Below are 20,914 nucleotides of genomic sequence, written 5' to 3'. Positions count from 1 at the left end.
GGGCGCTGGCACGGGGCACATCCCGGCAATTTCCTCATAGCGTCTGGAGTGATAGCATAGGCACCTTACTGTTAAGGAAAAACGCATGCATTCCGCCGCTCTCGCTGCCCCACTCTCTGCTGCACCCTCATCTGCTGACGCGTCTGACCTCGTTCAGCAGGTGCTGGCAATCTATTCAGTTCGTGATCTTACGGCCCGCCTGCATCAGGCAGGGTTTTCCTGCTGGACGCCATCACTGCTGAACCGGATCCGTCAGGGTAAAAGCGCCTTGCCGCCGTTGTGCGAGGCGGAGCTGTCGCTGCTGCAAAGTCTGCTGCCGACCCGACCGGCCCATTATGATAATCCTGAGTTTCGTTTCATCGATCTTTTTGCCGGGATTGGCGGCATTCGTAAAGGATTCGAGGCAATTGGCGGCAAGTGCGTCTTCACCAGTGAATGGAATAAAGAGGCGGTTCGCACTTACAAAGCCAATCACTACAGCGATCCGCTGGAGCATCACTTTAATACCGATATCCGTCAGGTTACCCAGCCGGAAGGTCTGACCGATGACGACGCGATTTACCGCGCGATTGATGCGGCGATCCCTGATCACCAGGTACTGCTGGCGGGTTTTCCCTGTCAGCCCTTTTCGCTGGCGGGCGTCAGCAAGAAAAATGCGATGGGACGCGCGCACGGTTTTGAGTGTCAGGTGCAGGGCACACTGTTTTTCGATGTCGCCCGTATTCTGGCCGCCAAGAAACCGCCCTTCTTTGTGCTGGAGAATGTGAAAAACCTTAAGAGCCATGATAAAGGCCGCACCTTCGCCATTATCATGGAGACGCTGGATGAGCTGGGCTATGACGTGGCCGATGCCGGAGCCGGTAGCCCGGACGCCAAAGTGATCGACGCGCGTCACTTTCTGCCACAGCATCGCGAACGCATTGTGCTGGTGGGTATCCGCCGCGACCTGAAGAAGCAGGACTTTACGCTACGCGACATTCGCCGTTTCTATCCGGCGCAGGTGCCCAGCCTGCAGAGCCTGCTGGAGCGCGCGCCAGACGACAAATACATTCTGTCGCCGGTGTTATGGCGCTACCTCTACCAGTATGCAAAAAAACACAAAGCGAAAGGCAATGGCTTTGGTTTTGGTCTTAACGATCCGCGTAATCCTGATTGCTGCGTGCGAACGCTGTCGGCGCGGTACTATAAAGATGGCTCAGAAATTCTGATTGACCGCGGCTGGGATAGCGCTGTTGGCGAAGCAGCGTTTCAGGATGCAGACAATATGGCACGACGGCCCCGTCGTCTCTCCCCGCGCGAGTGCGCCCGTCTGATGGGCTTCGATGTGCCTGGCCGTGAGCCGTTCCGCATTCCGGTCTCGGACACGCAGGCTTATAAACAGTTTGGGAACTCGGTGGTTGTGCCGGTGTTTGCGGCAGTCGCGCAGCTGCTGCTGCCACATATACGTCAGCTGAAATCGTAATGGTTCTGAAATAAAAAAACCCGTCCTGCGACGGGTTTCTGTTTTATTTCTTCTTCTTGCTCTGTTTCTTGAGCAGCAGACGAATCTGCTTCAACTCGCTGGCGCTCAATCCATCGGATTTCACGTCAGTGGCACCTGATCCCTCAGTCCCCTCTTCGGTGATGTCCTGATTATCAATCGCCGGATGGGGATGCGTTTCCAGACTGGCCTGCAAACGTTGCACAATTTCCTGACTCATTGAAATCTGGTTTTCCAGCGCCAGCTGTTTAATCGTTTCTTTCAACTCAGGATCAATTTTAATTGTTAAATTAACAGTTTCGGTCATCGGGCAGCTCCTTTTTGTTATCGCTACACGCTACCGGATGCCCGTTTCGATTAATATACTGTCATAAAAATTTAATATTCAGTTTTCAATGGGGTGAAGTCACGCAGTACGCCCTCATCCAGCCCCACCAGATTGCCCTGCAGTTCGGCATAAAGTTTCGCCATGTAGCGCACCAGGAAATCGGCGTTATGCTCAGCTAACATGCGGCCGGTTTCGGTGTGCATGGTTTCCGGCAGGCGCAACAGCTTCTTCTGGAAATGGTCCAGCGTCCACTTAACATCATTCAGCTCGCGATCTCTGCCCAGCGGGTCCTGACTGTCAAATAACGGACGATTCAGCGCACCCGCCGTGTAAAAAACGCGCGCCAGTCCGATTGCGCCCAGTGACTCCAGCCGGTCAGCATCCTGGACGATTTTAGCTTCCAGTGTCTGAGGCGGTATGCCAGCACTGAAACTGTGAGTTTTAACGGCATGCATCACCGCATCAATCTTCTCAGCAGGGAAATCGAGAAAGTCCTGCTGCAGAATGCGCTGGGTTTCCGTGGCGGCATAGGTTGAGGCGAGATGACGTTCCGGATGATTTTTTGGCAGATTAACCACATCGTGAAAATAACAGGCGGTGAGCACTACCAATGGATCAGCGGGTGTACCCGTCATGATTCGCTGCGCGCTCATCCAGACGCGCCGTAAATGGGCAATATCGTGCGCGCCGTCGTCGTGGATCCAGTTCGCCTGAAACCAGCTTTCATAGCGAGATTGCCAGAGTGTGAGTGACATAGTCTATCTCCCTGTAGTGACCGACAGCAGATTCTCTGTCGTGTTCAGTGCACGAACGGCAAGCCATCATAGCGACTGGCTAATGACACTTTTTTTACAGTGCTGTTGAAAAGAGCGGCGCTGCCAGTTTTTCGGGCAGAAAAATGAGATCTGGATCATCTGTATAGCATCTCTGTTACACAATAACCGCAATTTCGGCGGTTTTCAGCCTTTCCTCAGTGAATTGCTGCTAAGAAAATTAGTTTAACAGCTGTAATGTTTTGTCGATGTTTAACCGATAATACAGACCCTGTTTAACTTTTTTTTGTCACGTGTTTAATTGTAAAACTGTGCACAAAAGCAGGCGAAAAAGTCTGAAAAGGTTCCTATTTTTATCGTTATAACGTACTGTATCCGGGCTAATCGTCGTGTTGCGTCCATGATATCTAAAGCGTTGGTGCGCTTTTTGCATTTTGCGTTTTTTTAATACCCAACGTGACAACTTTAAAGTGACTGTCAGGCGACAAATTATTAAGCAAAATGATTTAAAGCTTTTATGATGACTCTGAGATGTGACGTGAATGGATGTTTACAGCAGTAACCGGGTTCTACTAATAAAAAAGAGGTAATCAATGAAAGAACGGCCGATTCTTTTTTCCGAACAGCGTGTTCGTGCCCTGTTGGTTGGCCAGCAAACGCAAACCCGGCGCATTATGAAAACTCAGGCTTTCGGTCCGGGACAGGATCATCACGAGGGCGTGCACGCCTTCGATGTGAGTGCTAACCATCTGCACGGCTACAAAATGATGTCGATGGCTGACATCAGCTATCAATGCCCCTATGGCAAACCGGGTGACATACTCTGGGTGCGTGAAACCTGGCGTGGCCCAATGGTGCCAGAGAGCGATCTGGCCGAATATGAACGTGACCCGACGCCGTTTCGCCTGCCGGAATATTGCCAGTATCGGGCCGACAGTAATGAGCTGGGTCAGCATGCACTGAGTACGCCAGAGGCCGAAGAGTTTGGCTGGCAGACCGCCATCCATATGCCTCGCTGGGCCAGCCGTATCAACCTCGAAATTACCGGCGTCCGCGCGGAGAAAATTCAGGACATCAGTGAAGATGACATCCGGGCAGAGGGCGTACAGACCGATTCGCACTTCCTGAATAACTTCTTCACCATGAACGCCAACTCAGAATCGCCTAAAGAGGCGTATCGCAAAGCCTGGGAAAAACAGTACGGCGCGACCAGCTGGGAAGTGAATCCCTGGGTCTGGGTCATTGAATTTCAGCGCATCGAACGCAACTAATGCTTTAGCCCTGCGCTTTGCGGGTTGAATCACAGACAACGGTCGCGCTAACGGGTTGAATAGACAGCCTTCAGCCCTGTAGCCAGCAACTGGTGCCAGCATTCGATGCTGGCATTTTTATATCTGCCGCGTCAGGATAGTGAAATAGTCCGATTCTGTGCGGGAGTTGCGATGTTTAAATGGCCCTGGAAAACGCATGACGACATGCTGGCTACATTACCGTGGCAGCAGGGTCTGGCACAGCCGGTATTCAGCCTGCTCAGCAATGACGAGCAACAGGCGTTGGTTGAGCTGGCAAAGCGCTTTCTGCAGCAGAAAAAACTGGTGCCTCTCGAGGGTGCACAGCTTGATGAACTGCGCAGCGTGCGCATCGCCCTGCTCTTTTCTCTGCCTGTCCTGAAGCTGGGTCTGGAGTGGCTGGACGGTTTTCACGATGTGCTGATCTATCCCGAGCCATTCGAGGTCGACGATCACTGGCAGGATGAGCATGGGCTGGTTCACAGTGCGCCTGCCGTTCACTCAGGACAGAGCTGGACACAGGGACCGGTAGTCCTCAACTGGCTGGATATTCAGGACTCCTTTGACCTCTCCGGCTTTAATCTGGTTATTCATGAGGTGGCACATAAGCTGGATGCGCGCGGCAGTGGTTACACCAGCGGTGTTCCGGTGATACCGCTGCGAGACGTGGCGCAGTGGGAAAAGGATTTGCGTGCCGCGATGGCAGAAATTGAGAGTGAGGTCGAGCTGGTGGGCGAACAGGCTGCCACTATTGATCCTTATGCCGCCAGCGATCCGGCTGAGTGCTTCGCTGTGCTCTCAGAATATTTCTTTACGGCCCCGGTTCTGCTGGCAGAACGCTTTCCCGCCATGTATCAGCATCTGCGACAGTTTTATCAGCAGGATCCGCTGACCCGGATCGCTACTGACACGGCGCAAACTGCTTAAATCCCGATCGCTTTGCGTTAAACCTAGCCAGTTGAATGATAATGTATTTTTTGCTGTTGACACCTTAGAGCGACGCCGTTAATATTCGCCTCGTTCAAACGATTCCTCTGTAGTTCAGTCGGTAGAACGGCGGACTGTTAATCCGTATGTCACTGGTTCGAGTCCAGTCAGAGGAGCCAGAATTAGAGAAAGCAGATATCTTCGGATATCTGCTTTTTTGCTTTATACCCGTTGGATATCCCTTCCTTCATATTTATCCCCTTTCAATTAAAAACACGTCATCCCACACCCTTTTTCAGATATGCATTTTGGCAATGGTTGTTCCATTTCATTATTGGCCAATAAGCGGTAGATGCCGTTATGGCACAAACTTGTCTCAAAGAAAAAACGCCGGGCTTTTTAGATCTGAGATTGATACTCGTGGCGTAAGAGACGTTCAGGAGACGTCATTATTGTTTTGCCTGAGTGCATTTTTGCCAAATTGAACCTCTACTCATCAACGGACTCAGCCTCTCAATCCCCTTGCGTAAAAAAGCCCGCTCAGATTACGGGTCTTCAAACACACAAAACACAACAACCACTATTTTTCATGATAGCGATGCACAGCCGGATAATATTCCAGCCCATACAGCTGGCTCAGCGGCAGCAGCAACTCGACATTGATATCATGCCCATGCTGACTCACTCCGGGGCCACTCAGCAGCTGTTCAAACCAGGCTATCAGTTTCTGTTTCATCTCAGGTTCTCCGCATCGGTTTATAACCTGAGTAAACCTGTTTGTGCGCGCAATCTGAAGCAAAAATTTCTGCGCTGCTTATGCCGGAGATGGCATAAGCAGCCTGCCCGGCTGATTAGTCAGCGCCAGAAACAGGTCTGTTACTGCGTAATCAGCGTCACCCAGTTCGCGCCTTTACCAGCAGGTGCTTCAGCGACCCGTTTCAGTTCGCCGCTGGCAGGATCGATAGCGTAACTGCCAATCACGGCACTCTTCTCGCCGCTGACGATCAGCCATTTGCCCTTTGCATCGATAGCTATACTGCGCGGCTGTTTTTCAACCGGCCAGCTGCCGATTAGCGTTAACTCACCGGATTGTTTATCCACCCGGTAGCCGCTGACGGTGCTGGAGGTGCGCTCGGTCACGTAGATAAATTGCCCATCCGGCGTAATTTTGATGTCTGCCGCCCAGATGCGCGGTGTCGGATCGCTGTAACCCGCCGGGCGCTGCTCGCCATGCTGCAGGTTATATTTCTTCGCCACCGCATTTGGCCAGCGTTTCAGCTCTGTCAGTGAGCCATCCGCCGCGCGCCGGAATTGGGTGATGGTGCCGCTCATTTCCGTGAGGTTATAGAGAAAACGATTATCCGGCGAGATCACCGAATGCCGCGCACCGCTGTTCTTCTCTCCCTGAACAAAGCCGGTGCCCAGTGGCGTGATGGCCCCGTCACTGGCAAAGGTATATTGCAGCACCCGATCCGCGCCAAGATTGCCAACGTAGAGTGAATGGTTAGTGACGTCGGTAATTACGGAATGGGCATGGGGCCCGGTTTTCACTTCGCCCGTGACCTGCGCGGTCACAATCCCTTTGTCATCAATCCGGTTGCTGGTGACGATATCGCTGTCATAGGAGGCGGCCAGCAAATAGCGTCCGCTCTTATCAGTGGTAATCCACGGGAAGCTGGCTGCAACCGGCGTTACCGCCAGTTTCTGCAAATCACCCTGCGGCCCGGTAACGCGCCAGCTGATGATCGAATAAGGCGGACTGCGCAGCGCACCATAGAGATGTTTACCATCCGGGCTGGCCGCCAGCGGCATGATTTTTTTTCCGGCCGGTGTATCGCCCCGCCATTTCAGGCTGCCGTTCGCCTCACTGAGCTGATAGCGGGAAACGGTGCCAGATTCAGCATTCGACACATAGACAAAGGTTGTCGCCCACAGCGGGCAGCTACACAGCAGCGGCAGAAGTGCCAGCGCCGTTTTGAGACGGATCATAGGGTCACCTTAGATAAGTAGTCTCTGCGTCAGTGCGCAGCAGGCATTACGCTAACCCCGTCTGATGAGGCTGGCTTTGTGCAACTGTCTGAATTTAGGACCAGAAGTCTGGAGATGTGACGGAGATGTTATTTTTTGGGGCGGGAATGAGATTTAACGCCTCCCCCAGAATCAGGGAAGGCGTAAGCAGAACGCTAACCGGTTTTGGCGATCATCTTCCGGTAGCGATCGAGCCACTTACCGCTATTGAGCCGCCACCAGAAGAAGATGCCGCGCACCGTCCAGTCGAGGAACATCCCCAGCCAGACACCGGTGACGCCCATCCCAAGCACAATGCCGAGCAGATAACCGGCCACCACACGGGCGCACCACATGCTGAACATTGAGACATACATGGTGTAACGCGCATCACGCGCGCCCTTAAGTCCGGCGGGCAGCACCCAGGACGCGGCCCATAGCGGCATAAAGAGCGCGTTAAGCCAGAGCAGGTGCTTCGTTACGTTTATCACCTCCGGATCGCTGGTATAGAAGCGGGCCAGTAACCCGGCCAGCGGTACGGTCAACAGCGCTATCGCACTCAGACATGCCGTCGCCAGCCAGAAAACATGCCGCACCTGGCGTTCCGCCTGGAACACCTGATTCCGGCCTAATCGTGTGCCGGTAATAATGGTGGATGCAGAGCCCAGCGCATTGCCCGGCAGGTTGATCAGGGATGCAACAGAGAACGCGATGAAGTTACCGGCAATTTCACTGGTGCCCATCCCTGCCACAAAGACCTGGGTCAGGAGTTTGCCGCCGTTGAACAACACAGACTCGATACTGGCAGGCACACCTATGCCTAAAACTTCCATCAGGATGCTGCTGTTCCAGCGCCGGAAATAGCTCGATAGCGTGATTTTCAGCGAGGCGTTAAAGCCGATCATCAGCACGTAAATTACCGCGATCGCCCCGATATAGCGGGTGATGGTAAGTCCGAGTCCGGCCCCGACAAAGCCTAAACCGTCCCACGAGAAGCAGCCATAAATCAGCACGCTACTGATGATGATGTTCAGGATGTTCATGCCGCCGTTAATCAGCATCGGAATTTTGGTGTTGCCTGCACCGCGCAGCGCCCCGCTGCCGATCAGTGTGATGGCCGCAGCCGGATAGCTCCAGGCGGACGTCTGCAGATAGCTCAGCGCCAGTTCTTTCACTTTGGGATCGGCTGCACCGGCGATCGCATCGACAATCAAATGGCCCCAGAACTCAATGGCGATCACCAGCACAAAGGCAAGTATCGTCATCATAGCCAGCGACTGTCGCGTGGCGGCGCGGGCGCGCTTCCCGTTGCGTTTTGCCAGGCTGAACGCCACCACCACCGTGGTGCCGAGATCGATGGCGGCAAAGAATGAGATGATCACCATGTTGAAGCTGTCAGCCAGGCCCACGCCTGCCATCGCCTCTTTACCCAGCCAGCTGACCAGGAAGGTGCTCAGAACGCCCATCAACAACACACAGGCGTTCTCGAAGAAGATAGGCACTGCCAGTGGCGATATTTCACGCCAGTAGAGCGTGCGATAAGAGCGGCGTTTTGGATACCACGCCGTGCGCCTGATCGCCTGCATCACTGCTACGCCGGGATTTTGCAAAGGATTACCAAATCAGAAGTGACTGGATAGGAGATCTAATGATGATAGGGGGCTGAGAAATATGCAAAGTCTTTCCGGCGCAAATTAATCATGGTTACAAACTTTTTAATCCCGTTACGGCAGATTCTGCCTCACCGCCCTGTCCGCTGTAGCAATTCTGATTATTTACCTGACGTTATGATCGATTACCGCCAGCTTGCATAAGGCTGCTTTACGGCGTATTCGTCATCCGTAACGCAGTTAATGACGGCTAATCATCCTGTCTGATAGTAAAGATTTACTTAACGGAACTCAGTGCGACTGACTCATCCTTAAAACCGTACTGCTCAGATTTCCCGCTTCGTTAGCGCGAAAAATCAGCAATCACAGATTCTTCACCAATCTCTGCAGCAAACCCGCTAAGCTTGGGGCAAATTGCGGAAAAAAATGGAAGGAGAAACCATGCCGACACTACGGAAAAACCTGACCAGCCAGCAGGCGCTGGATGAACTTGAACGCCTCTACGACAGTGCCGTTGATGCGCTGCGTGCGGCGATTAAAGTCTTCACCGAAAACGGCACGCTGCCGGATGAGGCCGATCGGGCAGCGGGACTGTTTGTCTACCCCGAGCTGCGCATCACCTGGCACGGCGAAGGCCCGCAGCAGAACCGCACACGTGCCTGGGGACGTTTTACCCACACCGGCAGTTACAGCACCACCGTCACCCGTCCGGCGTTGCTGCGTCACTATATTGCGGAACAGCTGGCAATGCTGGAGAAGGAGTATCAGCTGGAGATTGACGTGGTGCCGTCCAGCCAGGAGATCCCCTATCCTTACGTGATCGACGGCTCCGATCTGTCACTGGATCGCACCATGAGTGCCGGTATTGCACGCCACTTCCCGACCACCGAGCTGTCACAGATTGGCGATGAGACCACCGACGGTCTGTTCCACGCTGACGCCAAATTCCCGCTGTCGCATTTTGACGCACTGCGCACCGACTTCTCGCTGGCCCGCCTGCGTCATTACACCGGCACCAGCGTGGAGCACTTCCAGCCGTTTGTGCTGTTCACTAACTACACCCGTTATGTTGACGAGTTTGTGCGCTGGGCGATTGAGCAGGTACGTGATCCCAATACCCCTTACGACAGCCTGGCCTGTGCCGGCGATGTAGTGCTGACCTCGGACACCGCCGACAGTGAGTCGATGCTTTCTGATCTGGCGTGGAAGAAGCACCAGATGCCAGCCTGGCATCTGACTTCGCCGAATCGCCGTGGTATTACGTTGATCAATATCGGCGTCGGCCCGTCGAATGCTAAAACCATCTGCGATCATCTCGCGGTAATGCGCCCTCACGCCTGGCTGATGATTGGTCACTGTGGCGGTCTGCGTGAGAGCCAGCGAATTGGCGATTACGTGCTGGCCCACGCCTATCTGCGTGACGATCACGTGCTCGACAGCGTGCTTCCGCCAGACATCCCGGTGCCTAGCATTGCCGAAGTGCAGCGCGCGCTCTACGACGCCACAAAAGCTGTGAGTAATATGCCTGGCGAAGAGGTGAAGCAGCGTCTGCGTACTGGCACCGTGGTGACCACTGACGATCGCAACTGGGAGTTACGTTACTCCGCGTCGGCTCTGCGCTTTAACCTGAGCCGCGCCGTCGCAGTCGATATGGAGAGCGCCACTATTGCCGCGCAGGGTTATCGCTTCCGTGTGCCGTATGGCACGCTGCTGTGCGTTTCGGATAAGCCGCTGCACGGCGAGATTAAGCTGCCTGGTCAGGCGAACCGCTTCTACGAAGGGGCGATTTCGGAGCATCTGCAGATTGGCATTCATGCGGTTGAGTTGCTGCGCGCCGAGGGTGATAAGTTGCATTCGCGTAAGTTGCGGACGTTCAATGAGCCGCCTTTCAGGTAAGTTTTTCGCCGCTGGCGAGGGGGGAGTGTTCGCTGCGCGAACGGGCTAAGGTGCACGCAGGTGGCTGAGGTGTTCGCTGCGCGAACGGGGCTGAGAAGGTTTCTTTCGCCTGGCGGGCTGGCATGTCCCCGGTGTTCGCTGCGCGAACGGGCTATGAGAGGGTTTCGTTCGCCTGGTGAGCTGGCCAGTTTCAGTTACGCCTCTGCAGGCGACCAACAAGGGGGCGCCAGTCGCCGCGCCCCCTTGACCCCGGGCTCCGGCCTGCTTCACCGCCGCTTCGCGGTTCCTTCGCTTCTTCCGGATTTCTTACGGACCGGCGGGACGCGCCATCCCTGGCGCGAACCCGCCTCTTCGCGGCATCCCTGCCGCTGGTCCTGAAATCCCTCATCCGCTCAGCGGCTCTGAGGGCCTCCTTCCCCGCTTTTATCTCTTCTTTTTGTACTGGGTACGTCATCGCTGTAAGTCTGAAGGATTATCTGCGGCTCTCTGCCGGGCAGGAAGAATGGCCTTCTACCCTATTCGCTGGAATCTCTTATTTTTGTGTTGGGTATGTCACCGGTGTAAGTCTGAAGGATTGCCTGCGGTTTTGGCCTGCCAGGAAGAATGCACTTCCACCCTATCTACTTTTATCTCTTCTATTTGTGTTGGGTAAGTAATTGCAGCGAGTCTGAAGGATTGCCTGCGGTTTTAAGCCTGACAGGAAGAATGGCCTTTCACCCTATCAACTGTTGTCTCTTATTTTTAATGCTGGTGCATTGCCGCTGATAGTTTTCAAAATTAGCTTTGGCTTTCAAACCACCAGACAACGCTATGTCCGATAAAAACCAGGATATTAAAGGCGGGGGGTTTAACAGAGGCATCCGAAGCGCTGAGGAGCAACCGGAGGCAAGGATGAGCCGACAGGACGTCGGCGAAAGGACGGAACGCGCCAGGGATGGCGCGTCCGGACGGTCCGCAGTCCGCAGGGCGTGACGAAGGGACCCCGCAAGGCGGGGCGCGCAGGCTGCCGGACGCCGGGATTGTTAAGGGGCGGGCGTTCGCCCCTTGACGCGTCCGCCTGCACAGGCAACCTGAAACTCCCCACCGCCTGGCGGGCGTAACCTGCTCAGTGGGCAGGCACCGCGCAACGTAACATTGTCATAGCAGGCCCGCTGCAAAGCGAAACCAGTGCAGCTCTTCACCCGCTTTCAGCGGCCTGAATCCCCCACCGGGCAAAAATCCCACCAGCAGGGGTTTACCAGAGGCATCCGAAGCGCTGAGGAACAACCGGAGGCAAGGATGAGCCGACAGGACGTCGGCGAAAGGACGGAACGCGCCAGGGAAGGCGCGTCCGGACGGTCCGCAGGCCGCAGGGCGTGACGAAGGTACCCCGCAACGCGGGGCGCGCAGGCTGCCGGACGCCGGGATTGTTAAGGGGCGGGCGTTCGCCCCTTGACGCGTCCGCCTGCACGGACAACCTGAAACTCCCCACCGCCTGGCGGGCGTAACCTGCTCAGTGGGCAGGCACCGCGCAACGTAACATTGTCATAGCAGGCCCGCTGCAAAGCGAAACCAGTGCAGCTCTTCCCCCGCTTTCAGCGGCCTGAACTCCCCCACCGGGCAGGAAACCCACCGGCTGGGGTTTCCCCGAGGCATCCGAAGCGCTGAGGAACAACCGGAGGCAAGGATGAGCCGACAGGACGTCGGCGAAAGGACGGAACGCACCAGGGATGGCGCGTCCGGACGGTCCGCAGGCCGCAGGCCGCAGGGCGTGACGAAGGCACCCCGCAACGCGGGGCGCGCAGGCTGCCGGACGCCGGGATTGTTAAGGGGCGGGCGTACGCCCCTTAACGCGTCCGCCTGCACGGGCAAACTGAAACTCCCCACCGCCTGGCGGGCGTAACCTTCTCAGCGTAACCCGCTCAGCGCCAGCCCGCCGCAAGGCGTAACATCCCTGCCGCCAGGCAACAGCTAAGCACTCAGCCATCCCAGCTTAATCACAAACAGAATCGACAGAATCACCAGCGCCGCATTTATCTCTTTCACACGACCGCTCAGCAACTTCACCAGCGTCCAGGTAATGAAACCAAACGCAATGCCGTTAGCAATAGAATAAGTCAGCGGCATGGTCAACGCAGTCACGGTGACTGGCGCAGCGGTAGTAATATCTTTCCAGTCAATATCAGCCAGACCGGATGTCATCAGCACAGCCACAAACAGCAGCGCAGGTGCGGTGGCATAGACCGGCACGCTGGAAGCCAGCGGCGAGAAGAACAGCGCCAGCAGGAACAGCACACCTACTACGATCGCCGTCAGGCCGGTACGGCCTCCTGCACTCACACCCGCCGCCGATTCCACATAACTGGTGGTGGTCGAGGTGCCGAGCAGCGAACCAAACAGTGCAGCGGCACTGTCGGCAATCAGCGCACGGCCCATCTTCGGCACGTTACCCTGCTCATCAGCCAGACCGGCACGTTTGGTCACGCCCAGCAGTGTGCCCGTGTTATCAAACACATCGACAAACAGGAAGGCAAAAATCACGCTGACCAGGCCAACGTTAAATGCCCCGGCAATATCAAGCTGCAAAAAGGTCGGTGCAATCGATGGCGGAGCTGAGAAAACGCCCGCGAACGGCGACAGGCCAATGCCCATGGAGATAAAGGTCACCAGCAGAATGCCGATCAGCACCGCACCGGTTACGCGGCGTGCTTCCAGCACCACGATCACCACAAAGCCCAGCATTGCCAGCAGCGGGCCGGGTTTAGTCAGATCGCCAATACCCACCAGCGTCGCCGGGTTATCAACCACGATGCCTGCCCCTTCCAGCGCAATAATTGCCAGAAACAGCCCGATACCAGCGCCAATCCCGGCACGCAGCGGCAGCGGGATACTGGCAATAATCCACTCACGAATCTTAAACAGTGACATCGCAAAGAAAATCACTGCTGAGAGAAACACCGCACCCAGCGCAATCTGCCACGTGTAGCCCATATGCAGCACCACGGTATAGGTGAAGAAAGCGTTCAGTCCCATACCCGGCGCCAGCGCAATCGGATAGTTGGCAATCAGCCCCATCAGCACACAACCAATCGCCGCCGCCAGACAGGTCGCGACAAATACCGCGCCCTTGTCCATGCCGGTTGCGCCCAGAATGCTCGGGTTCACAAACAGAATATAAGCCATCGCCAGGAAGGTGGTGATCCCGGCGATAATCTCGGTACGAACCGTCGTGTTATGCGCTTTGAGTTTGAATAGTTTTTCTAACATCATCATCTCTCGATACAGGAGACAGGAGTCTCACTTGCCAAAGGGGTTTGCATGCTGATTTATTCTGTTTCCGGGACATTGTCCTGGCCGCTGCATACTTGCTTGCCAGAACCGCCTGAAATCCCTGTGTAACCTGTTGGCCTAAGCAATTGCCATGCCACCTGCCGACGCAATCGATTACCTGGCAGAGCCGGCCACGCCTAAGAAGATTCCGAATCAAAACTGGGCGCGATTATGGTGCAATGCACCGATTCCGCGCAATCGTTTTCCTGCGGCAAATGCGTCACCCCGAAAAACTCTGCGCCAGCGCACGCTTCCGCACTCTCACAGGCGAAGCTGGTCACGTTTCAGCACGCTGCCTCAGCAACCATTTCTGGCCTGTGTAGACTCCAGAATTAACTCCTTCGTAACATTGAGGCCGCGCCATGAAGCCAGCGATTTTGGTGGTGGATGATGATCCTGCTGTCTGCGACGTCCTGCAGGATGCGTTAAGTGAACATCTGTTAACTGTCTACAGCTGTCATCAGGGACGCGAGGCGCTCTCCATGCTCAGCGAACACCCGGAAATTTCACTGGTGATGCTGGATATGATGTTGCCCGATACCAACGGATTGCTGGTGTTGCAGCAGCTCCAGCGTCAGCGGCCGGACGTGCTGGTGATTATGCTGACGGGTATGGGTTCGGAAGCGGAGATGGTCGTGGGTCTGGAGATGGGCGCAGATGACTATATTGCCAAACCTTTTAATCCACGCGTGGTAGTGGCGCGCGCCCGTGCAGCACTGCGTCGCAGCGGACGCATTGCGCAGGCTCACCCCGAACAGGCGGGCTGGCGTTTTGGCGGCTGGCAACTGGACGATGGCCGCTGCCAGCTTTTTAATCCGCAGCATGAACTGGTGCCGCTGACCCAGGGAGAATACAGCCTGCTGCACGCGCTGGTGCGTCATGCCCGCAAAGTACTGACCCGTGATCAGTTGCTGGAGCTGACCCACAGCGAAAGCCTGGACGTATTTGACCGTACCATCGATGTGCTGATCATGCGACTGCGCCGCAAAATCGAAACTAACCCGCATCAGCCCGACCTGATTCGCACCATTCGCGGGCTGGGCTATGTCTTTTCCGCTGACGTGATGAAACCCGAAGCCGCGCTACGCGCCAGCCAGATCGCCTGACTCCCTTTACCCGGCCTGCATTCCGCTGGCCGGTACTCATCCCTCATAACTTCCGCCATAGGCGCGCGGCACCAGATCGACCTGCGCCTCTCCGCTCTGAATGACGGTGAGAATCGTTTCAGCCACGCGCTCCGGCGTATGCGCAATTGCGGCGCTCTGCTGTGCCTGCGCAATCGCAACGTCCTGCCCCGATTTCACCGACTGGTAAAATTCCGAGACGGTCATGAATGGATAAACAGCAGATACCGTTATCCCGGCGTCCGCCAGTTCCAGCCGTGCCACGCCGGAGAGCATATTCAGTCCCGCTTTGGAACTGGTATAGGCCGCCGATCCCGGCCAGGTTGCCAGGGTCGCACCAGAACTGACGTTGATAATGCACCCCTCGCCCTGCGCCCGCATCTGCGGGATCACCGCCTGCATCATCATCAGCGGCGCGATCAGATTCAGGTCGAGCAGCGCTCTGAACTCGCTGGCATCAATCTCCTCAACCGCCGCGAACAACCCCTGCCCGGCATTGTTGATTAACACATCAATCCGGCCAAAGCGTGCTATCCCCTGCCTGACAGCATCTGCAATCTGCTCTGGCTGCGTCACATCGCAGGCCACAGCCAGTGCTTTGCCTGATTCTCCCACGAGGGCAACCAGGCGGTCTTTGCGTCGTGCCAGTAAAATAACCTGCGCACCCGCCTCCAGCGCCGCACGCGCGGTGGCTTCTCCGATGCCCGACGATGCACCGGTAATCATAATCACGGCGTTCTCAATTCTCATGTCATCCCCTTCAGTAAAATGGTCAGAGAGCGAGAATAATCCTCAGCCGATTGTGCGGCGGCTGTAATCCTGCCTAAAATTTGCCTGTTACTGCTTTTCTCACTCTGCACACGGCAACCGCCGGAGAGGTGTCCCATAAACAGGCTTGATGCGATAAGAGATGAAATGCTGGCATGCACGGCTGATGAACTCACGGCGACGGCGATTCCGCGCGTGGATCTTTACCGCGTCAGTCAGCCGATGCCCCTGCCGCCGGAAATCTATTCGCCTTTCGTCAGCCTGATACTGCAGGGAGAAAAAAGGCTGCAGATGGGCGAACGCTCTCTCCGCTATTCCGCCGGAGAGATGTTCACGGCGTCGTTCGACCTGCCCGCCACAGGTGAAATTACAGAGGCCAGTGAAATCTCACCTTATCTGGCGGTGCGCCTGACACTGGATTTCACTGCTATCAGCGAACTGTTGCATCAGATGCCCATGACCGATGCGCCCAAAACAAAGAGTGGCATGTCAGTCAATCGGGTGGATGAGGCGCTGGTGGATGCCTGGCTGCGGATGGTGCGCCTGATAGCAAAGCCTGGCGAGATTAGGGTGATGGCGCCGTTAGTAGAGCGCGAGATTCTTTATCGGCTGTTGCTGAGCCCACAGGGCGGTTTACTGCGTCAGGCAGCAGAGGTGAACGGGTATTTCGCGAAGATCAGAAAGGCGCTGGTCTGGTTGCGTACACACTATGCCGCCGCGCTTCGTATTGAGGATATGGCGGCGATTGCGGGCATGAGTCTCTCAGCCTTTCATCGTGGTTTCCGGGCCAGCACCGGACTTTCCCCGCTGCAGTATCAAAAACATCTCCGGCTTTACGAGGCGCGCAAGACGCTTATGTTACGCCCCGGTAATGTCGCCGCTGTTGCGGCAGATGTGGGCTACGAAAGTCTGACGCAGTTTACCCGTGAATATGCACGCCTGTTCGGTGAGCCGCCCGCCCGCAGTATCAGAAAACTCAGGCTGAATAGCGCTGAGCACCTCGCGAAATCATTGAGGTGAACACAGCACACGCTCAGCCCGGCCTGCCGCCGTGAGGCCGGTAATGTTGCACTGAGATTTTGCACTGGGATTGATTGAAAAGAGTCAGGCAATGAACGCAATAAATGCAGCTCAGAGAAAGGCATGCGCATAGTCATTACACAGCAGCCAGCGTGGCGCTTCATCCTCATCCAGCGGGTTGAAACGGGCCAGCGGTGTCAGAAACACATTGTCGTTTTCGTCATCATTGGGCATCGACACTTCGCCCACCAGCACGTCACCGAAGCCGCTTTCGCCCCAGAAGCTGTGCCAGATACCCGCCTCCAAAGTCACACTTTCACCCGGTGAAAGCCGCAGCTGTGTTCCGGCTGCATGGGTCTGTCGCATGCCATCCAGCGACACCACCACCGGCGAGTCGGCCAGCCCGCCTCCGTCGCGGTTATGCAGTTCAACAATCAGGTTGCCACCACCGCGATTGATGATGTCCTCCATCTTGCGCGGATGGTAGTGCATAGGTGTCAGTTGCCCTTCACGTACATGCATAATTTTTTCAGCGTAGGGTTTATGCCAGGGCTGTCCGCCAGGGGAGCCATTACGCAGAGTAAACAGCGTCAATCCGGTCTGAAAAAAATCAGCCGCACCAAAACTGGTGAGATCCCAGCCCAGCCGCAGCGCCAGAATCTCCTGTATCACTTCACGATCCTGCGCGCGCCACTGACGGATGCTGTAATCGGCCCAGGACGGAAGATGCACATCCTGCTGCCGGAAAAATTCGCGGGTATGTTGCAGGTAGTCGTTAACCTCTGAACGTTGCATAGTGGCCTCCTGAAAGCGGCACCCGAAGGTGCCGCTCTAACGCTTATTTCACCGTCCAGCCCTGATAGCTGCCGATATTATTACGATCGATCAGCTTCACCGGGATCAGCACAGGTTTATCCGGAGCCGGTTTGCCCTGCAGAATGTCATAGCCAATCTCAACCGCTTTGGCGGCCATCACCTGCGGGTCCTGAGCTGGCGTGGCGACAAACAGTGAGTTTTTACGCTTCAATGCCTCTTCCCCGTCCGGCGATCCATCGACGCCCACGATAAAGAACTCGCTGCGCTGCGCCTGTTTCGCCGCTAAATCCGCACCGATAGCCGTCGGATCATTGATGGCAAATACCGCATCAATTTTTGGATTAGCCGAGAGCAGACCGGTCATCACTTCCAGTCCGCCTTCACGACTGCCTTTGGCGTTCTGGTTGTAGGAGAGCAGCTTGATGTCCGGATGGGTTTTAAGCTCGTTCATGCAGCCTTCCACACGGTTCTGCACGGCAGAGACAGGCGGTCCGTTGATGATCACCACGTTGCCTTTGTTCTTCAGTCGGTCAGAAATATATTTACAGGCCATTGCGCCTGCCTGGGTGTTATCGGAGGTGATGGTCGCATTCGCGCCATCGGCTGCCACGTCGACTGCTACCACTACGATACCGGCGTCACGCGCCCGTTTAACGGCTGGGGCGATCCCTTTTGAGTCGGCGGCGTTGAGGATAATCATGTCGACTTTCGCCGCAATAAAGTTATCAATCTGGCCGACCTGCTGACCAAGATCGTAACCGCTGGAGACCAGCGTGACGTTAACTTTATCGCCCGCCAGCTGACGCGCCTTCATCTCTGCGCCTTTAGTGATCTGCACGAAGAAGGGGTTAGCCAGATCGCCGACCGTTACGCCGATAGATTTGAGTTCTTTTGCCTGAGCCAGGCCGGTGCTGAACAGCGTTGCCGCCAGCAGCCCGGTTACAATCGGATTAAAACGCATAGACCTTCTCCTGCTGTTTTCAAGGTGCCAACCACTTAATGGCGTTTTTTAGGTGGCGGAGGCCAGATGACGCATCCGCCCTTTTAAGCCTCAACTCACATGATGACGGGTACGGTATTTGTCGATCAGGACGGCGATGATGATCACTGCGCCTTTAATCACCAGCTGCCAGAAATAGGAGACGCCCATCAGCGTCATGCCGTTATTCAGCGTGGCGATAATCAGTGCGCCAATCAGCGTGCCGGTGATGGTGCCGATACCACCGACAAAGCTGGTGCCGCCGAGAATCACCGCCGCAATCGCATCCAGCTCATAACCGACGCCCAGGTTGCCGTTGGCGCTGTAGAGCCGCGAGGCACTCATCAGCCCGGCCAGCCCCGACAGCAGGCCACTCATGCCGTAGACAAACAGCAGCACGACGCCAACCTTGATGCCCGTCAGGCGTGCAGCCTGGATATTGCCACCGACGGCGTAGATATGGACGCCCAGCGTGGTGCGACGCAGAATGAACCAGCAGATGGCAATCACCGCAAAGGCAATCACAATCAGCCACGGCACCGGACCGAGATAGCCGTTGCCAATCCATTCAAAGTTAATATCGGAGTTGATCACCGTGGTGCCGTTCGCCAGCAGATACGCCGCTCCGCGCAATGCGGTGTAGGTACCCAGCGTGACAATAAAGGGGGGCAATCCGGCCCAGGCGACCAGGATGCCGTTGAACAGCCCCATCACCAGACCCGCGCCCAGCGCCATCGGAATGGTCAGGGAGGCGAGCATCGGGTCCAGCGACGCCACCAGCGCCACCACCGCCGTGGTGCCCAGCATCGACCCCACCGACAGATCGATACCGCCGGTGAGGATGACGAAAGTCATGCCCGCCGCCAGCACAATGTTGATCGACGCCTGACGGGTAATATTGAGCAGGTTGGCTTCAGTAAAAAAGTTTGGCGTGACGAAACCAAATACCGCCACGATCAGGATCAGAATCGGCAGGATACCCACCGTTTGCAGCAGATCGCCCATCAGGGCGCGTTTCAGCGTCGGCGCTTTGGTGCGGGCCAGTTGTGTCATGGTGGTCTCCTTAGATTTCGCCTGTTGACGCGCTGTGCGCACCGGTTGCCAGCGTCATAATATTTTCCTGACTGATGTGGCTGCCCTCCAGCTCACCGACGATGGTGCCTTCGTGCATCACGTAAACGCGGTCACTCATCCCGACCACTTCCGGCAGTTCGCTGGAGATCATTAAAATCGCCACGCCCTGCCGCGCCATCTCCTGCATCATGCGGTAGATCTCGCTTTTAGCGCCGACATCGACGCCGCGCGTCGGCTCATCCAGAATCAGGATGCGCGGGCCAATCGCCACCCAGCGCGAGATCAGCAGCTTTTGCTGGTTGCCGCCGGACAGGCCGCCCGCCCGGACCTGAGCATGGGGAACACGAATATTGAGTGAGGCGATCGCCTCATTGGCGATGGTCTGCCCTTTGCGTCGGTTGAGCATCCCGTAACTGGCGTCACGTTCCAGCGTCGCCATCACAATATTTTCCTGCGCGGCCATCTCCAGAAACAGTCCCTGCTCTTTGCGGTTCTCGGTGAGGAAGCCGATGCCACGGGCAATCGCATCACGCGGCGAATGAATGGTGACCATCTCACCGTCGATCCAGATCTCGCCCTCTTTCGGCTTATGTACGCCGAAGATCAGCTGCGCCAGCTCGCTGCGACCGGCGCCTACCAGCCCGGCCAGTCCGACAATTTCTCCGGCCCGCACTGCCAGACTGCTGGGATGCACTTTGCCGCCGTCGGTAAGGTGATTCACCGCCAGCCGGATGTCGCCTAAAGGGATCGCGCGGTCTTTGTTAAACAGGTCGCTGAGCGGGCGTCCGACCATCATCCGCACCAGTTCACTGGCGTTAAGCTGGTCACGGGTCAGGCTGCCCACATATTGCCCATCACGCAGCACGCTGACGCGGTCAGACAGCTCATACACTTCCGCCATACGATGGCTGATGTAGATAATCGCCATGCCTTCGCTGCGCAGCCGTTTGATTAATGCAAACAGCTGTTCGGTTTCGCGGTTAGAGAGCGCGGCGGTCGGCTCATCCATTACCAGAATGCGGCTGTTGCGCTGCAGCGCACGGGCGATCTCCACCTGCTGCTGCTCGGCGATGCTCAGACGACTGACTAAATCCCAGGCGCTGAACTGTGCGCCGAGCCGATCAATGACCCGCTGCGCCTCTTCAGCCATCTGTCGCCGCTTCACCAGCCCGCCGGATGCAATTTCGCTACCCAGAAAAATGTTCTCTGCCACCGTCAGGTTGGGTGCCAGATTGATCTCCTGATAAATCAGGGTAATCCCGGCAGCCAGCGCCTCTTTCGGCCCTTTCAGTGCCCAGGGCTTACCTTCAATTAAAATTTCCCCGCTGCTGGCGGTATAGGCACCGGCCAGAATCTTCATCAGTGTGCTTTTACCCGCGCCGTTCTCACCCATCAGTGCGTGAACCTCACCGGGCCAGACCGTGAGATCGACACCCTTCAGGGCATAAAAATTGCCGAAGCGTCGGGTAATTCCCCGCATTTCCAGTATTGGTGTGGCTGTCATCGCCTCGCTC

Annotated in this window: 17 protein-coding genes and 1 tRNA gene; 7 read left to right on the top strand and 11 right to left on the bottom strand. The window is 56.2% G+C overall.

The genetic code is table 11. The features are described from left to right. Positions 1–85 precede the first annotated feature (85 nt). Entirely contained in the window at positions 86–1,462 is a 1,377-nt protein-coding gene (gene dcm / locus EE896_RS07605; protein ID WP_003854436.1) for a DNA (cytosine-5-)-methyltransferase, read from the top strand. A gap of 43 nt (positions 1,463–1,505) precedes the next feature. On the opposite strand, the gene EE896_RS07600 is transcribed toward dcm, so the two are convergent. After that, positions 1,506–1,787, bottom strand: coding sequence for an Arc family DNA-binding protein (locus EE896_RS07600; RefSeq protein WP_003854433.1), 282 nt, complete (start codon positions 1,785–1,787; stop codon positions 1,506–1,508). Positions 1,788–1,858: 71 nt separating this feature from the next. Beyond that, entirely contained in the window at positions 1,859–2,563 is a 705-nt protein-coding gene (locus EE896_RS07595; protein ID WP_003854432.1) for a phosphohydrolase, read from the bottom strand. A gap of 611 nt (positions 2,564–3,174) precedes the next feature. On the opposite strand from EE896_RS07595, the gene EE896_RS07590 reads away from it, so the two are divergent. The 3 genes from EE896_RS07590 to EE896_RS07580 all read left to right on the top strand — a co-directional run bounded on the left by EE896_RS07590 (position 3,175) and on the right by EE896_RS07580 (position 4,976). Next, positions 3,175–3,852: an ASCH domain-containing protein gene (locus EE896_RS07590; RefSeq protein ID WP_003854430.1), complete on the top strand. Its 678-nt coding sequence runs from the start codon at positions 3,175–3,177 to the stop codon at positions 3,850–3,852. 171 nt (positions 3,853–4,023) lie between these two features. After that, positions 4,024–4,797 (top strand): DgsA anti-repressor MtfA, encoded by a 774-nt coding sequence (gene mtfA, locus EE896_RS07585; RefSeq protein ID WP_008926889.1) that lies wholly within the window; start codon positions 4,024–4,026, stop codon positions 4,795–4,797. A 103-nt stretch (positions 4,798–4,900) separates the two neighbouring features. Next, a tRNA-Asn gene (locus tag EE896_RS07580) sits at positions 4,901–4,976 on the top strand. Positions 4,977–5,377: 401 nt separating this feature from the next. On the opposite strand, the gene EE896_RS22365 is transcribed toward EE896_RS07580, so the two are convergent. From EE896_RS22365 to EE896_RS07570, 3 genes are all read right to left on the bottom strand, one after another. Continuing rightward, positions 5,378–5,533: a hypothetical protein gene (locus EE896_RS22365; RefSeq protein ID WP_003854427.1), complete on the bottom strand. Its 156-nt coding sequence runs from the start codon at positions 5,531–5,533 to the stop codon at positions 5,378–5,380. 140 nt (positions 5,534–5,673) lie between these two features. After that, the gene (locus EE896_RS07575) at positions 5,674–6,786 is read right to left on the bottom strand and encodes a lactonase family protein (protein ID WP_140915495.1); all 1,113 of its coding nucleotides are present in this window, start codon (positions 6,784–6,786) and stop codon (positions 5,674–5,676) included. 194 nt (positions 6,787–6,980) lie between these two features. Next, complete coding sequence (locus EE896_RS07570) at positions 6,981–8,390, bottom strand: EmmdR/YeeO family multidrug/toxin efflux MATE transporter (protein ID WP_003854424.1); 1,410 nt, start codon at positions 8,388–8,390, stop codon at positions 6,981–6,983. A gap of 465 nt (positions 8,391–8,855) precedes the next feature. On the opposite strand from EE896_RS07570, the gene EE896_RS07565 reads away from it, so the two are divergent. Further along, on the top strand, positions 8,856–10,310 hold the full coding sequence (locus tag EE896_RS07565) for an AMP nucleosidase (protein ID WP_008926890.1): 1,455 nt from the start codon (positions 8,856–8,858) through the stop codon (positions 10,308–10,310). Positions 10,311–12,260: 1,950 nt separating this feature from the next. Here the strand turns inward: EE896_RS07565 and EE896_RS07560 are convergent. Then, positions 12,261–13,559, bottom strand: coding sequence for an NCS2 family permease (locus tag EE896_RS07560; RefSeq protein WP_008926891.1), 1,299 nt, complete (start codon positions 13,557–13,559; stop codon positions 12,261–12,263). 422 nt (positions 13,560–13,981) lie between these two features. Between EE896_RS07560 and EE896_RS07555 the strand changes: the two genes are divergently transcribed. Beyond that, positions 13,982–14,725, top strand: coding sequence for a response regulator (locus EE896_RS07555; protein ID WP_003852465.1), 744 nt, complete (start codon positions 13,982–13,984; stop codon positions 14,723–14,725). A 36-nt stretch (positions 14,726–14,761) separates the two neighbouring features. On the opposite strand, the gene EE896_RS07550 is transcribed toward EE896_RS07555, so the two are convergent. Beyond that, positions 14,762–15,493: an SDR family oxidoreductase gene (locus EE896_RS07550; RefSeq protein WP_140916197.1), complete on the bottom strand. Its 732-nt coding sequence runs from the start codon at positions 15,491–15,493 to the stop codon at positions 14,762–14,764. 165 nt (positions 15,494–15,658) lie between these two features. On the opposite strand from EE896_RS07550, the gene EE896_RS07545 reads away from it, so the two are divergent. Then, a complete protein-coding gene (locus EE896_RS07545; RefSeq protein ID WP_140916198.1) occupies positions 15,659–16,531 on the top strand; it encodes an AraC family transcriptional regulator in 873 nt (290 codons plus the stop codon). Positions 16,532–16,642: 111 nt separating this feature from the next. Here EE896_RS07545 and EE896_RS07540 read toward each other — a convergent pair whose 3' ends face one another. From EE896_RS07540 to EE896_RS07525, 4 genes are all read right to left on the bottom strand, one after another. Further along, positions 16,643–17,326: a D-lyxose/D-mannose isomerase gene (locus EE896_RS07540; RefSeq protein WP_140916199.1), complete on the bottom strand. Its 684-nt coding sequence runs from the start codon at positions 17,324–17,326 to the stop codon at positions 16,643–16,645. 43 nt (positions 17,327–17,369) lie between these two features. After that, entirely contained in the window at positions 17,370–18,308 is a 939-nt protein-coding gene (locus EE896_RS07535) for an ABC transporter substrate-binding protein (RefSeq protein WP_003852461.1), read from the bottom strand. A gap of 90 nt (positions 18,309–18,398) precedes the next feature. Further along, positions 18,399–19,379 (bottom strand): ABC transporter permease subunit, encoded by a 981-nt coding sequence (locus EE896_RS07530; protein ID WP_008926895.1) that lies wholly within the window; start codon positions 19,377–19,379, stop codon positions 18,399–18,401. Positions 19,380–19,389: 10 nt separating this feature from the next. After that, complete coding sequence (locus tag EE896_RS07525) at positions 19,390–20,904, bottom strand: sugar ABC transporter ATP-binding protein (RefSeq protein WP_140916200.1); 1,515 nt, start codon at positions 20,902–20,904, stop codon at positions 19,390–19,392. Positions 20,905–20,914 lie beyond the last annotated feature (10 nt).

It is taken from the genome of Pantoea eucalypti, assembly GCF_009646115.1.
Taxonomy (GTDB): Bacteria; Pseudomonadota; Gammaproteobacteria; order Enterobacterales; family Enterobacteriaceae; genus Pantoea; species Pantoea eucalypti.
The sequence above is the reverse complement of the archived record's forward strand: the minus strand, read 5'-3'. Positions and strand labels throughout refer to the sequence as shown.